Raw genomic sequence first — 14313 nt, 5'->3', positions numbered from 1 at the left:
AAAAAGGCGCTTACCCCAATGAGGAAAAGCGCCTTTTTTCAATACGTTAACTGATTAGTATCAGTTCATGCCGTATTTTTTCAATTTCTTGCGCAGCGTACCGCGGTTGATACCCATCATCAGGGCTGCACGGGTCTGGTTGCCACGGGTGTATTGCATCACCATGTCCAACAATGGCTGTTCAACTTCAGCCAATACCAGCTCATACAGGTCACTCACATCCTGACCATTCAGTTGAGCAAAATAGTTCTTCAGTGCTTGCTTAACCGAGTCACGCAGAGGCTTTTGAGTCACTTGATCCTGTGAGTTCACGGTTGAAACGGTCAGTACGTCAGAATTTACGCGTTGTTCGAACATAGTTCTGTCAGCTCTTTTTTTACGCTAGATTTTCGAAATATGCCTCCAACGCCTCCAGCTGTTCGCTGGCATCCTCTATGGCGTTGAATGTGCGCCGAAACTGGTCATTTGGGGCATGCTCCTGTAGGTACCAGGATACGTGCTTACGAGCAATCCGGAATCCCTTGCCTTGGCCGTAAAAGCCGTGCAATTCCCGAATATGCTCTATCAACAAGCGCTTCACTTCGCCCAGTGGCATCGGTGGCAGCAGCTCCCCTGTGTCCAGATAATGCTGGATTTCCCGGAAGATCCAGGGTCTCCCCTGAGCAGCACGGCCTATCATCAGGGCATCGGCCCCGGTGTAGTCAAGCACTGCTCTGGCTTTATGCGGGTCAGTAATGTCGCCATTCGCGATAATCGGAATGGAAACACTCTGCTTAACTGCCCGAATGCTGTTGTACTCCGCGTCGCCGTTGAACAGGCAGGCACGGGTTCGGCCATGAATCGTCAGGGCCTGTATACCACAGTCTTCGGCCAGTTGGGCAATCTCTACACAGTTACGGTGTTCTGGTGCCCAGCCGGTACGAATCTTAAGTGTTACCGGCACATCCACCGCGTTAACTACCGCGAGGAGGATCTGTTTAACCAGATCCGGGTACTGCAACAGCGCAGACCCTGCAAGCTTCCGGTTCACTTTCTTGGCCGGGCATCCCATATTGATATCGATGATCTGTGCGCCGCTGGCCACATTAATGCGCGCCGCGGCAGCCATATCATCAGGATCACATCCGGCAATCTGCACGGAACGGATCCCTGGTTCATCGCTATGTACCATACGCAGACGTGACTTATCCGTGCGCCACACCTCCGGATTGGAGGAGAGCATTTCAGATACAGCCATCCCAGCACCCATTGCATGACATAAGGTTCTGAACGGGCGATCGGTGATCCCGGCCATCGGGGCCGCAATCAAGCAATTTGTTAACTGGTGGTTTCCAATGCGCATAGACAAAGACTGACCATACTGTGTCCGCAAGGGCGCGTATATTACGCATTTTTTCGCTGAGATGAAAGGCCAAACTTTGACCAATTTACGGCTATTTACCAATGAAAATGCGGCTCACAGCGATTTATAAAAATATTATAGTTATTTAACAATGGCTTGACGTATTGTGCTTAATTTGTGTGCAGTAAAATATTCCCGGCACAACAGGATTTTATCTTTAAACGGTGCGAATTTAAGCATGCAACATCAGGTGTACAGCAGAATTATCAGGGTAATACTTTGATAAAGCGTTAAAGATTCCTATCGGAAATCTATGACTGAATCGTTTTAGCGGCCCACCGCCTCCCCAGAGGGGGCAGCGGTGAGCATGCCTTAGATATTAATCGACGATAACGCGGCCATTCAGCGGCTGTACCGGACGATTGTTGGCATGGTGGACAACTGAACGGAATTGACCGATCTGCTCGGCAGAAGCGCTTACAGGATGATCCAGCACCATCCAGGTCACACCTTCAGAGCAAGGCGGCGTGGTTAGCGAACCACTGAAGCGGTAGAAGTTGAACTCTTTAGGCAACAGCGCCTTGATATCCACCGGTTTGGCCAATACCGCGGTCTGATCAACCTGAGCTGGCATCTGCTGCCAAGCCTGTGCCAGTTGCGGGTTGGCTTTGCCTTCTTGGAACATCAGCGCCAGTACCGCCAGAGCACCGTCTTTGTCTTTAAAGACGAAGTGCGCTTCCAGTGGGAATTGCTTGCCGTCGATCTCGTTCTCACTCGGTGCGTGGAAGTGGAACTGCTGCAACGTAAAGGTATCGTTATCCAAGCGCAGGGTATTGCCTTCGCTGACGTTTACCTGAATGGTGTGGCCGTTATTGATGATTTGCTGCTTACCCGGCTTGAAAGCCAGCTCAAGCTTGCCATGATGCGTCTTCAATGCACCCTGGATATTGACCGGTGACTGGTTCTTACCGGTTTCACACAGTGAGAAATCAGGTGAGAGTTTACCCCAGTGTGCCGGATCTTCCTGACCTTCATAACTCCAGTGCTGATGCTGTTCGGCTGCACCGATTGAGAAACTGGCTGCCAGCATGGCGGCCAACAATAATTTTCTTTTCATTTTCAATCCTTTCAAAACAAAAATCTGAATAACCCTCGGCGGACAACGCGCGGGTTGTCATCGCTTGCGCAGGAGAATACGCTCGCGATTTATCAGTATAAACCAGCGTTTTATGACCAAAATAAACAAAACCACCGGAAGTGATTAAATTTCAGGTGGTTTTTAGCGGTAAGGAAAAATGTAACTATTTGCGTTGGCCGGTAATACGGCACCACTCTTCGCGTTCGGCAACCGGATCGAGATTGAATTTATCCGCGTAAGCATCCGCAACGCTATGGGCCTGCGTGGCCAGAACGCCGGAAAGGCCGAGATAGCCACCGGCTTTTGGCAGGCAACCGATGAGCGGAGCCAGTTCACGCAGCGGGCCTGCCAGAATGTTGGCGACCACGACATCCGCCAGCAGATCGGCCGGTTGGTCTTTTGGCAGATACAGATCCAAGCGTTCAGAAACGCCGTTACGCTGCGCATTGTCGCGGCTGGCCTGAATGGCTTGGGGATCGATATCAATGCCAATGGCGCGTACCGCACCGAGTTTCAGTGCGGCAATCGCCAGAATGCCGGAGCCACAGCCGAAGTCGATGATGGTTTTGCCCGCGAGATCCAGGCCATCGAGCCATTGCAGGCACAGCGCCGTGGTAGGGTGAGTGCCGGTGCCGAACGCCAGGCCTGGATCGAGCATCACGTTAACCGCCGCTGGGTCCGGCACGTCGCGCCAGCTTGGGCAGATCCACAGCCGCTCGCCGAAACGCATCGGGTGGAAGTTATCCATCCATTCACGTTCCCAGTCTTTATCCTCCAACTGCTCGATTTTGTGGCGGAAACCGGCGCCCAGCAGCGGATGCTGCTCCAGCATGGCGACCACGTCGGCCATATCGGTTTCGGCATCGTACAGGCCGATCACATCGGTATCGCCCCACAGCAGGGTTTCGCCCGGCAAAGGTTCAAACACCGGATTATCGTGGGTGTCCTGAAAGGTCACCGACACGGCGCCGCTTTCAACCAGCGCATCGCTCAGGTCTTCTGCCAGTTTGCCGGTGGTGTTCAGTTTTAGTTGGATCCAAGGCATAACAATTCTCTTCAAGAGGGTAAGGATGACGCCAGCCGACGCTTTTCGCCGCACAGGTTACCGATATAAAACGCCGACAGGCTGAGCAGCAGCGCAGGCACAATCGGGTGCAGCCCTGCCAGTTGCAGCTTGAAACTGGCCAATAGCGTATAGCATAACGCACCTGTGACCATTGAGCTAAGCGCTCCCTGCGCGTTGGCGCGCTCCCAGTATAGGCCCAGCACCAGCGGCCACAGGAACACGGCCTCCAGGCCGCCGAAGGCCAGCAGGTTCAGCCAGATAATCATTTCCGGTGGCCGCCAGGCGGCCAGCAACACCAGCAGCCCAAGGAGCAGCGTGGTCAGGCTGGAGAAGCGTTTGATCATCTTCTCGTTGTGCATCTGCTGTGGCCGCACGCCCAGATAGAGATCTTTGATGATGGTGGCGGAGGATTGCAGTAACTGGGCATTGATGGTCGACATGATCGCCGCCATCGGTGCAGCCAGGAAGATCCCGGCGGCGTAAGGCGGCAGCACGGTGATCATCAGCGTCGGGATCACCTGATCGGGGATCTTCAGGTCCGGCAACACCGCACGCCCCAAGGCTCCAGCCAGGTGCATGCCGAACATTAGAACCGCTACCACGATGGTGCCGAGGATAATCCCGCGATGCACCGCTTTGCTGTCTTTGTAGGAAATGCAGCGCACGGCGGTGTGCGGCAGGCCAATCACGCCAAAACACACCAGGATCCAAAACGAAGCCATAAACGGCAGGCTGAGGATCTGTTCGCCCCCTTGCGGCGTTACCAAGGCCGGATCGATCTGTTGCAGTTTATCTACCGCGCTGTGCAAGCCGCCCGCTGCGTGGATCACCGCCACCAGCAGCAACACGGTACCGAGCAGCATCACCAGTCCTTGCATGGCATCGTTGAGCACGCTGGCGCGGAACCCGCCGAACGCGGTGTACAGCGCAATGCTGATGCCAAAAATCAGCAGGCCGGTATCGTAAGGGATGCCCGCTGCGGTTTCCAACAGGCGCGCCCCACCGATAAATTGCACCGTCATGGCCCCCAAAAAGGCCACCAGCAGGCTGAGGCTGGCCAGCCATACCAACAGGCGGCTTTGGTAGCGGGCGAACAGCATGTCGTTCAGGGTGATGGCATTGTAGCGCCGCGCCAGAATGGCGAACTTCTTGCCCAAAACGCCGAGCGAAAGCCATACGGCGGGCAGTTGGATCATCGCCAGCAGCACCCAACCGAGGCCATATTTATAGGCAGCGCCGGGCCCGCCGATAAACGAACTGGCGCTGATATAGGTGGCGGTGAGCGTCATTGCCAGCACAAAGCCGCCCATGGAGCGGTTGCCGAGGAAATATTCGCTGAGGAAGTTGCCGGTCTGGCGGCGGCTGTAGGCATAGATCGACAGGCCGAACACCAGCAGCAGGTAGGCAATCAGCGGCAGGATCACTTCAATTTGCATCGCTATCCTCCAGGGGAATGTCGCGGAAGACGCAGCGCACCATCAGCCAGCACAGGCCGATAAACAGCAGTGGTACCAACAGGCACGCCATTTCGAACCAATGCGGCAGGCCGGTGATGCCCGTGGTGTTATCCGGCAGGTAGGCCGCCAATGACCAGGCCAGCAGATACAGCAGCGTCAGACCTAGCGCCCAGCGCGCTTCGCGATGAGCTTGAACAAAGCGTTGTTCCATCCGTGCCTCCAGGGGGTTTACGGTGATGGATTGGCAAAGGAGGGGATTTTACGACAAGATCGGCATTTGCCCAGCGTTAAGTTGGCGGCTGCCACAAAGAAAAAGGCCGATGAATCATCGGCCTTGGTCAGACAATGTACAACCTGTGGGCTTAGGTCTCTTGCAGACCCAGCTTCTTCTCCAGATAGTGGATGTTGGTGCCACCGTGCTGGAAGTTTTCGTCGTTCATGATCTTTTGCTGCAGTTCAACGTTGGTTTTGATGCCATCGATGATCAGCTCAGCCAGTGCGTTCTTCATGCGGGCAATCGCCACATCACGATTTTCACCGTAGGTGATCAGTTTGCCGATCATGGAGTCATAGTACGGCGGTACGGTATAACCGGCGTAAATATGAGATTCCCAACGCACACCGAAACCGCCTGGCGCATGGAAACGGGTGATCTTGCCTGGGCTCGGCAGGAAGGTGTTCGGATCTTCGGCGTTGATGCGGCATTCCACCGCGTGGCCGTGGATCTTCACTTCATCCTGTTTGATCGACAGCGGCTGACCGGCAGCGATACGCAACTGCTCTTTGATCAGATCCACGCCGGTGATCATTTCCGTTACCGGGTGCTCTACCTGAATACGGGTGTTCATTTCGATGAAATAGAACTCGCCGTTTTCGTACAGGAACTCAAAGGTACCCGCACCGCGGTAGCCGATCTCCACACAGGCTTTCGAGCAGCGCTCGCCGATGTAACGGCGCAGTTCCGGGGTGATCCCTGGCGCTGGCGCTTCTTCAACCACTTTCTGGTGGCGGCGCTGCATCGAGCAGTCACGTTCCGCCAGATAGATGGCATTGCCCTGGCCGTCTGCCAACACCTGAATTTCGATGTGGCGCGGGTTTTCCAGGTATTTTTCCATATAAACCATGTCGTTGCTGAAAGCCGCTTTGGCTTCCGCTTTGGTCATGGAAATGGATTGCTCAAGATCTTTGTCGCTGCGCACAACGCGCATGCCACGGCCACCGCCGCCGCCAGAAGCCTTGATGATCACCGGATAACCGATGCGCTTGGCGAAGGCACGGTTTTTATCCATGTCGTCGGTCAGCGGGCCGTCGGAGCCCGGTACGCAAGGCACACCGGCTTTTTTCATCGCGCTGATAGCCGAAACCTTGTCACCCATCAGGCGGATGGTTTCAGCACGCGGGCCGATGAAGATAAAGCCGGAGCGTTCAACCTGCTCAGCAAAATCGGCGTTCTCGGACAGGAAGCCGTAGCCCGGGTGGATCGCCACTGCGCCGGTGATTTCAGCCGCAGAGATGATGGCCGGGATGTTCAGATAGCTTTTAACCGAAGGCGCAGGACCGATACACACGGTCTCGTCGGCCAGCAGTACGTGTTTCAGATCGCGATCGGCGGCAGAGTGAACAGCCACGGTCTTGATGCCCAGCTCTTTACAGGCACGCAGAATACGAAGCGCAATCTCGCCACGGTTGGCGATAACAATTTTATCAAGCATGATGCGCCTCGTTATTCGATGACGACCAATGGCTCGTCATATTCAACCGGCTGGCCGTTTTCTACCAGGATGGCTTTCACCACGCCTGATTTGTCGGCTTCGATTTGGTTCATCATTTTCATTGCTTCAACGATGCACAGGGTGTCGCCGGCGTTCACTTTCTGGCCCACTTCCACGAAGGATTTCGCATCCGGGCTTGGTGTGCGGTAGAAAGTACCGACCATCGGGGAACGAACGATGTGGCCACTCACGGCCGCAGGTGCAGCAGGGGTTTCTGCGGCAGCTGGTGCAACGGCAGTAGCCAGAGCGGGTTGCTGCTGGGCTGGCATCGCGTACTGCTGCATCATCGGGTAAGCCTGCACCGGTGCGGCGCGGCTGATGCGAACTGACTCTTCGCCTTCAGAGATTTCCAGTTCAGAAATGCCTGACTCTTCAACCAGTTCGATCAGTTTCTTGATTTTACGAATATCCATGAGTGTGATTCCGACTCTTTTTTGCGTAGCAATTAGTTGGATTTTGACAAGCGGCGAACCGCTGCCTGTAAAGCAAATGTGTAGCCATCTGCGCCGAGACCGCAAATCACGCCTACCGCAATATCAGAAAGGTAAGAGTGATGGCGGAAAGGCTCGCGGGCATGCACGTTGGACAGATGGATCTCGATAAACGGGATCTGCACCGCCAACAGCGCATCGCGCAGCGCCACGCTGGTATGCGTGAACGCGGCAGGGTTAATCAGAATAAAATCCGTATTACCGCGCGCCTGATGAATGCGATCGATTAGCGCATGTTCGGCGTTAGATTGCAGATGGCTCAGGGTAGTATTTAGCGCGAGCGCCTGGTTTTCCAACCCGCTAACAATCTCGGTTAACGTCGTGCTGCCGTACTTCTCCGGCTCACGCGTCCCCAGCAGATTCAGATTGGGGCCGTTCAAGAGCAAAATGTGAAACTTATCCGCCATTGTGCTGGTATCTCCGGCAATAAAACCATCATTGAAGAAAATAACCCGATGTCACCGATTTGTCACCTGCCAGGTGACGATTTCACGCAGTCAGCAGGTGCAAGGGCGGGCATTATAACGATATCGTAGCAATTCGCAGCTAAATACTGGTCTTATCAGCGAAGATATTCAACCCTGAATTGACAAACAGATAACCTCATTATCGGATTATGAGGGATAGAACACAGAAAAGTTCCGTGCCGAAAGCGCTGATTTTCGCCGTCAATCGGCCCCGTTGCGGCTGGATTTACTGCCACCCCGCCGGAATTTCTTGTAACGCAGGGCCAGTAACAGCAGTGCCAGAACAGCGTAAATAAAGGGCTGCGGCGAAAAGGTTTTTACCGACCATAGATAGTGAATTGGGACCAGAATAACGATCAGATAGACGAAGTTGTGCAACTTTTGCCATTTTGAGCCCAGTTTGCGCTGTGCCCAAAGCGTTGAGGTGGCGGCCAGCGCCAACAGCAGCAGCCAACTGACGATACCGAGCGTCAGATACGGGCGGGTAACCAGCTCGCGCCCCAGCAGGCTGATATTGCTCAACCCCAGTTCCAGCGTCGAATAGCTGATTAAGTGTAAAGTGGCCCAGGCAAAACACCACAAACCCAGCATACGGCGGCAGCGGATCAGCATCGGCTGGCGCGCGTAGCGGGCGAGAGGCGTGACACATAAGGTCACCAGCAGTAACTTCAGCGCCATTCTGCCGGTAAAGTGCTGAATATCTTTGGCCGGATCTGCGCTAAACCAGCCCTGATCGACCGCCAGAATCAGCCACAGGAACGGCAGAAAAGCCGCCAGAGTGATCACTACTTTCAGCCAGCGGATATGCGTTGGGGTTAATCTCACTCAGAAGTTCTCCCGTAAATCCAGGCCACGATATAGCGAGGCAACCTGATCGGCATAGCCATTGAACAGCAGCGTCGGCTGGCGCTGAACGTCCAGAATGCCGCCGGAGCCGATGAAACGCTCGGTGGCCTGCGACCAGCGCGGATGATCGACATGCGGGTTCACGTTGGCGTAAAAGCCGTATTCATTGGGGGCCGACAGATTCCAGGTGGTCGGTGGCTGTTCGCGGGTCAGGCTGATCTGCACGATCGACTTGATCCCTTTGAAGCCATATTTCCACGGAGTGATCAGCCGCAATGGGGCTCCATTCTGCGGTGGCAATGCTTTGCCATACACGCCAACGGTCAGCAGGGCCAGCGGATGCATGGCTTCGTCGAGCCGCAGCCCTTCCACATAGGGGTATTCCAGACCACCGCCGATAAAGCGATCTTTCTGGCCGGGCATCTGCTCGGGATCGTACAACGTCTTGAAGGCCACATAGCGTGCGTTGCTGTTGGGCTCCGCCAGTTTAAGCAGTTTACCCAGCTCAAAGCCGATCCAGGGCACCACCATTGACCAGGCTTCCACGCAGCGCATGCGATAAATACGCTGTTCGAGCGGGAAACGCTTCATCAGATCGTCGATATCCAGTGTGATCGGTTTGCCGACCTCACCGTCGATCTGCACCTTCCAGCCTTCGGTTTTCAGAGCGCCAGCGTTAGCCGCCGGATCTGCTTTATCCAGACCAAATTCGTAGAAGTTATTGTAGCCGGTGACTTTTTCTTCCGGCGTCAGCGGCAGAGCAGCCTGCCAGATCTCCGGTTTGCTGAACTCCAGCGCTTTGCCCGGCGGGGCTTTGGGCCGGTCGTTACCTTTGAACCATGACAGTAAATCGGCTTGCGCAGGGGTGGGTAAAGCCAGAGACGCGGCGGTAATGCCCAATGCCTGGAGCACTTTGCGCCGCTGATAGAACACGCTCTCCGGCGTGACATCGGCTTCGGTGAGTTTTCGTTGTTTGTTCATTATTTGTTCTCCGCAGGTTACGGTCTTAGCATGGCGTGAAAGCCAACGTAATGCGAGAGGTGGGAGGTAAAAATGGATGGCACAAGGCTTAAGGGGACTTTCCCTCTCCCGATGGAAGAGGGAACCGGTATCTGTTATTTCAGCGGATCTTCACCAGCGTACGGCCGGTGACTTGATTGTTCATCAGCGCAGCGGCAGCGGCAGGCACCTCTTCGAGCGGGATCTCCTGCGTTGCTTGCTCATAGAAGCTGTCTGGCAGAATGCTGGCCAAGCGTTCCCAAGCTGCCTGACGGCGCGGGAAGGGCGTGTGTACCGAATCAATCCCCTGTAGGCGCACGTTGCGCAGAATAAAAGGCATTACCGTGGTGGGTAACTGGTAGCCACCCGCCAGACCGCAAGCGGCCACCGTGCCGTTGTAATTCATCTGGGCCAGAACGCGGGCCAGCAGTTTGTCGCCCACCGTATCGATGGCTCCAGCCCACAGCTGTTTTTCCAACGGGCGTGGTGTTTCGAGATAATCGCTGCGGGGTAATACTTCTTTAGCGCCGAGCGATTTCAGATAGTCGGTATTGCTGTTGCGGCCGCTGATTGCCGTCACGCGGTAGCCCAGCGCCGCCAGCAGAGCGATGGCGGTGCTGCCCACGCCGCCGCTGGCACCGGTCACCAGAATATCGCCGTCTGCGGGTTTTACCCCACCTTCTTCCAGCGCCATCACGCAAAGCATGGCGGTAAAACCCGCAGTGCCGAGGATCATCGCTTTACGTTCATTCAGCCCTGCTGGCAAGGGAACCAGCCATTCGCCGCAGACACGAGCCTGTTCGGCCAAGCCGCCCCAGTGGTTTTCGCCGACTCCCCAGCCGGTGAGCACCACGCTCTGGCCTGCTTTAAATCGTGGGTCTTTACTGCTCTGCACCCGGCCAGCAAAGTCAATGCCGGGTACCATCGGGAAGTTGCGAATAATCTTGCCTTTGCCGGTGATCGCCAGTGCATCCTTATAGTTAAGGCTGGACCAGTTGACGTCGACCGTCACATCGCCCTCAGGCAACCGACTACTGTCGATATCTTTGACCTGCGCCAGGGTTTGATCGTCTTGTTGTTCCAATAACAATGCTCGCATGTCACTCTTCCCCTTGGTTTCATATTTTATATGAATGTTTAAATCGGTTTGGTTTGACTATATGCATAATAAAAATAAGTGTCCTGATAAAGGACAAAAAAATGGTGCTTAATAGTTTTCTTCATCAGCTATGCTTGATAGGTTGGTAAGGGTAAGCTGATGCTGGCTAAGGAAAAAAAACGCTTTCTTAATTTTTTAAAAATCAGGCTATTACGTTGTGCTTAATTCGTTCATGAACAGGGCCTTTATCTATTAAAGGATGATTTTCTTTTAACTATTGCGGACAAGGCTCGGGGATGAGATTTACCACTAAACTCTCTGCATTGATCACCCTGCTCGTTGCCTTGGCTATGTTTCTCATGCTGATGGGGTGCTCTTACAGTTTCTTTTACGTGACTCAAGAGCGTCTTGAGCGCCGTTTCGATGCATTGGCGACTTCTCTCGATCAGGCGATGCTGCATGAGGCTCCTAAGGCACAGGATCACTGGTTGCCGCTGGTTATGCGGCCACTCGGTATCATTGCCATCAGCGTGGATGCCGGGAAAAACAATCTTCTTTCCTATCGCCTGCCAAGGGTAAGAATGCCGTGGGAATCGCTCAATGGTTATCGGCAGACTTCGCTGGTGATGATGCATCATCCCGGAACCATGCTGAATATCACCTATCGCGATCCTTTCGCCAGTGACGTGCGATCGTTGCAATCTACGGCGGCGGTCACCTTATCGATCGTCGTCATGGTGATCATCCTGTTGTTCAGCCTGCGCTGGCTCCGCGAACAGGCCGATGGTGAAGAGCGTCTTGAGCGCCGTGCTCGGCGTATTCTCAATGGTGAACGTGAAGAAGTGCTCAAGGGGGATGTGCGCGAGTGGCCCGCCAACGTCAGTGGTGCGATCGACCGTCTGCTGGCGGATCTGGCCGAGGCGCGTGAGGAGCGCAACCGTGTCGATACCCTGATCCGCGCCTTTGCCGCACAGGATGCGAAAACCGGCCTCAACAACCGTCTGTTTTTTGATAATCAGCTGACGACGCAGTTGGAAGAAGGGGGAGCACACGGCATCGTCATGATGGTGCGCCTGCCTGATTTCGATACGCTGCGTGAAATTCACGGTAACGCAGCGGTACAGGAGCTGATGTACTCGCTGGTGAACCTGCTATCGACGTTTGTCATGCGCTATCCCGACGCTTTGCTGGCCCGTTATTTTCACAGTGACTTCACCGTATTGCTGCCGCACCGTACCTTGAAAGAAGCAGACGGCATTGCCGCGCAGTTGATTAACGCTATTGATTCATTACCTTCCACGACGCTGATCGATCGTGAGGCCTTCCTGCATATTGGTATTGTTGCCTATCGTAGCGGGCAAACCACCGAGCAAATTATTGATAACGCCGAGCAAGCCACCCGTAATGCCGCGCTTCAGGGGGAAAACAGTTGGTATATCTACGACATTGATGTGCCAGAGAAGGGACGCGGTAATGTCAAATGGCGCACTTTGCTCGAACAGGTATTGGCTCGCGGTGGGCCGCGCCTTTATTTGCAACCGGTGATCACGGTGGAAGGCGAAGTGCATCACCGTAAGGTGATGAGCCGGATCCACGACGGCGTGCAGACATTGTTGCCCGCCGAGTATTTGCCCCTGATCAAACAGTTCGGGCTGGCAGAAAGCTATGATCGCCAGCATGTGAGTCGGATAATTCCGTTATTGGCCCTTTGGCCTGAAGAGACGCTGGCATTTCCGCTGTGTGTCGATTCATTATTACAGCGCAGTTTTCAGCGTTGGGTGCGTGATATGCTGCTACAGTGTGAAAAAAGTTCTCGCCGACGAATTCTGATTGAACTTGCTGAGGCAGAAGTGTGTCAACATATCGACCGTTTGCGTCCGGTGTTACGCTTGTTCTCGGGTTTGGGCTGCCGTTTGGTGGTTTCTCAGGCAGGGTTAACCGTGGTAAGTACCTCTTATATCAAGTCTTTACCGGTGGAGATCGTCAAGCTTCACCCAGGTTTGGTGAGGAGTATTGACCGACGGGATGAGAACCAGTTGTTTACTCAGAGCCTGACCGGAGCCTGTGAAGGAACTCATACGCAGGTTTTCGCCGTGGGCGTGCGTACGCGCAATGAATGGCAGACGCTGAAAGAGTGTGGAATTCTTGGCGGACAGGGCGACTTTTTTGCCTCGCCTGAGCCGATCGATGTCAGTCGTAAAAAATATTCGCGTCGTTATCGTGTTTAACCTGATGACCGGGCAAAAATTGACGTAGAATGGTCCGTCTTTTCCTGTGGGCGTCAATAGGTGCTTACCACCGATGACAATCAGGAAAAATGTTAGATTTTATGAGCTGTGTTACGCCGCCTGGTACGTTGATTTGGTGGGGAACTGAGCCTTTATTGAGGGATTTCAGCCTCCATTCGTTTTCCGTGCATTCGGTCAGAAACAACACAGACTATTTTTCACCGAAGCAGAACATTTTTGCGCCTTGTCGCTGCTTCGTGTGGTTGGTAAAGTAGGCGGATTTTATTTTCCGCCCCCAGCTTGCAGGATTATCCTTTCGTTATGTTTAAGAAATTTCGTGGCATGTTTTCTAATGACTTGTCCATCGACTTGGGTACCGCCAATACCCTGATTTATGTTAAAGGACAAGGCATTGTATTGAATGAACCGTCGGTGGTTGCCATTCGCCAGGATCGTGCCGGTTCACCCAAGAGCGTTGCGGCCGTGGGTCATGACGCCAAACAGATGCTGGGGCGTACGCCTGGCAATATCGCCGCTATTCGTCCGATGAAAGACGGCGTTATTGCCGACTTCTTTGTGACTGAAAAAATGTTGCAGCATTTTATCAAACAGGTTCACAGCAACAGCTTCATGCGCCCAAGTCCGCGTGTGCTGGTTTGCGTTCCCGTTGGGGCAACTCAGGTTGAACGCCGTGCGATCCGTGAGTCCGCTCAGGGTGCAGGCGCGCGCGAAGTGTTCCTGATTGAAGAACCTATGGCTGCGGCTATCGGTGCTGGCTTGCCGGTATCGGAAGCAACCGGTTCCATGGTGGTTGATATCGGTGGCGGCACCACTGAAGTTGCAGTGATCTCGCTGAACGGCGTGGTGTACTCCTCTTCTGTGCGTATCGGCGGCGATCGTTTCGACGAAGCCATCATTAATTATGTGCGCCGTAACTACGGTTCACTGATCGGTGAAGCCACCGCAGAACGTATCAAACACGGTATCGGTTCAGCCTATCCGGATGATGAAGTGCGCGAAATTGAAGTTCGTGGCCGTAACCTGGCCGAAGGTGTGCCGCGTGGCTTCACCATGAACTCCAATGAAATCCTTGAAGCCTTGCAGGAGCCGTTGACCGGTATCGTCAGCGCGGTCATGGTCGCGCTGGAACAGTGCCCGCCAGAACTGGCTTCTGACATCTCCGAGCGCGGTATGGTGTTGACCGGTGGTGGTGCGCTGTTGCGTAACCTGGATCGCCTGCTGATGGAAGAAACCGGTATCCCTGTAGTGGTTGCAGAAGATCCGCTGACCTGTGTGGCACGCGGTGGTGGCAAGGCGTTGGAAATGATCGACATGCATGGCGGCGATTTGTTCAGCGAAGAATAGTCAGCCCCAGATTGGTGGGATCGTATCGGATAACGGTAGTCGC

General features: G+C 54.3%; 14 protein-coding genes. 2 read left to right on the top strand and 12 right to left on the bottom strand.

The genetic code is table 11. The features are described from left to right. Window positions 1–60 precede the first annotated feature (60 nt). The 12 genes from fis to acuI form a co-directional block, all read right to left on the bottom strand. The gene (fis, locus tag ACX1CU_RS21515; RefSeq protein ID WP_003855228.1) at window positions 61–357 is read right to left on the bottom strand and encodes a DNA-binding transcriptional regulator Fis; all 297 of its coding nucleotides are present in this window, start codon (window positions 355–357) and stop codon (window positions 61–63) included. Between the two features lie 19 nt (window positions 358–376). Then, a complete protein-coding gene (dusB, locus tag ACX1CU_RS21510) occupies window positions 377–1342 on the bottom strand; it encodes a tRNA dihydrouridine synthase DusB (RefSeq protein WP_459400248.1) in 966 nt (321 codons plus the stop codon). Between the two features lie 379 nt (window positions 1343–1721). After that, entirely contained in the window at window positions 1722–2459 is a 738-nt protein-coding gene (locus ACX1CU_RS21505) for a carbonic anhydrase (protein ID WP_459400247.1), read from the bottom strand. A gap of 184 nt (window positions 2460–2643) precedes the next feature. Next, on the bottom strand, window positions 2644–3525 hold the full coding sequence (gene prmA, locus ACX1CU_RS21500) for a 50S ribosomal protein L11 methyltransferase (protein WP_459400246.1): 882 nt from the start codon (window positions 3523–3525) through the stop codon (window positions 2644–2646). A gap of 11 nt (window positions 3526–3536) precedes the next feature. Then, entirely contained in the window at window positions 3537–4982 is a 1446-nt protein-coding gene (gene panF, locus ACX1CU_RS21495) for a sodium/pantothenate symporter (protein ID WP_459400245.1), read from the bottom strand. Continuing rightward, window positions 4972–5214 (bottom strand): YhdT family protein, encoded by a 243-nt coding sequence (locus tag ACX1CU_RS21490; RefSeq protein WP_459400244.1) that lies wholly within the window; start codon window positions 5212–5214, stop codon window positions 4972–4974. The genes panF and ACX1CU_RS21490 overlap by 11 nt, the downstream gene beginning before the upstream one ends. 151 nt (window positions 5215–5365) lie before the next feature. Beyond that, complete coding sequence (gene accC / locus ACX1CU_RS21485) at window positions 5366–6715, bottom strand: acetyl-CoA carboxylase biotin carboxylase subunit (RefSeq protein WP_459400243.1); 1350 nt, start codon at window positions 6713–6715, stop codon at window positions 5366–5368. Between the two features lie 11 nt (window positions 6716–6726). Further along, the gene (gene accB / locus ACX1CU_RS21480) at window positions 6727–7188 is read right to left on the bottom strand and encodes an acetyl-CoA carboxylase biotin carboxyl carrier protein (RefSeq protein WP_459400242.1); all 462 of its coding nucleotides are present in this window, start codon (window positions 7186–7188) and stop codon (window positions 6727–6729) included. A 32-nt stretch (window positions 7189–7220) separates the two neighbouring features. Next, window positions 7221–7673, bottom strand: a complete 453-nt coding sequence (aroQ, locus tag ACX1CU_RS21475; RefSeq protein ID WP_459400241.1) for a type II 3-dehydroquinate dehydratase — start codon at window positions 7671–7673, stop codon at window positions 7221–7223. A 261-nt stretch (window positions 7674–7934) separates the two neighbouring features. Then, window positions 7935–8558, bottom strand: coding sequence for a protein-methionine-sulfoxide reductase heme-binding subunit MsrQ (gene msrQ / locus ACX1CU_RS21470; RefSeq protein ID WP_459400240.1), 624 nt, complete (start codon window positions 8556–8558; stop codon window positions 7935–7937). Continuing rightward, entirely contained in the window at window positions 8559–9560 is a 1002-nt protein-coding gene (msrP, locus tag ACX1CU_RS21465; protein ID WP_459400239.1) for a protein-methionine-sulfoxide reductase catalytic subunit MsrP, read from the bottom strand. Window positions 9561–9699: 139 nt separating this feature from the next. Next, window positions 9700–10677 (bottom strand): acrylyl-CoA reductase (NADPH), encoded by a 978-nt coding sequence (gene acuI, locus ACX1CU_RS21460; protein WP_459400238.1) that lies wholly within the window; start codon window positions 10675–10677, stop codon window positions 9700–9702. Between the two features lie 296 nt (window positions 10678–10973). Here acuI and csrD point away from each other — a divergent pair, with 296 nt between their 5' ends. Then, the gene (csrD, locus tag ACX1CU_RS21455; RefSeq protein WP_459400237.1) at window positions 10974–12905 is read left to right on the top strand and encodes an RNase E specificity factor CsrD; all 1932 of its coding nucleotides are present in this window, start codon (window positions 10974–10976) and stop codon (window positions 12903–12905) included. A gap of 321 nt (window positions 12906–13226) precedes the next feature. Next, window positions 13227–14270: a rod shape-determining protein MreB gene (gene mreB, locus ACX1CU_RS21450; protein WP_021180765.1), complete on the top strand. Its 1044-nt coding sequence runs from the start codon at window positions 13227–13229 to the stop codon at window positions 14268–14270. Window positions 14271–14313: the final 43 nt, after the last annotated feature.

It is taken from the genome of Serratia sp. D1N4, assembly GCF_054552755.1.
The sequence above is the reverse complement of the archived record's forward strand: the minus strand, read 5'-3'. Positions and strand labels throughout refer to the sequence as shown.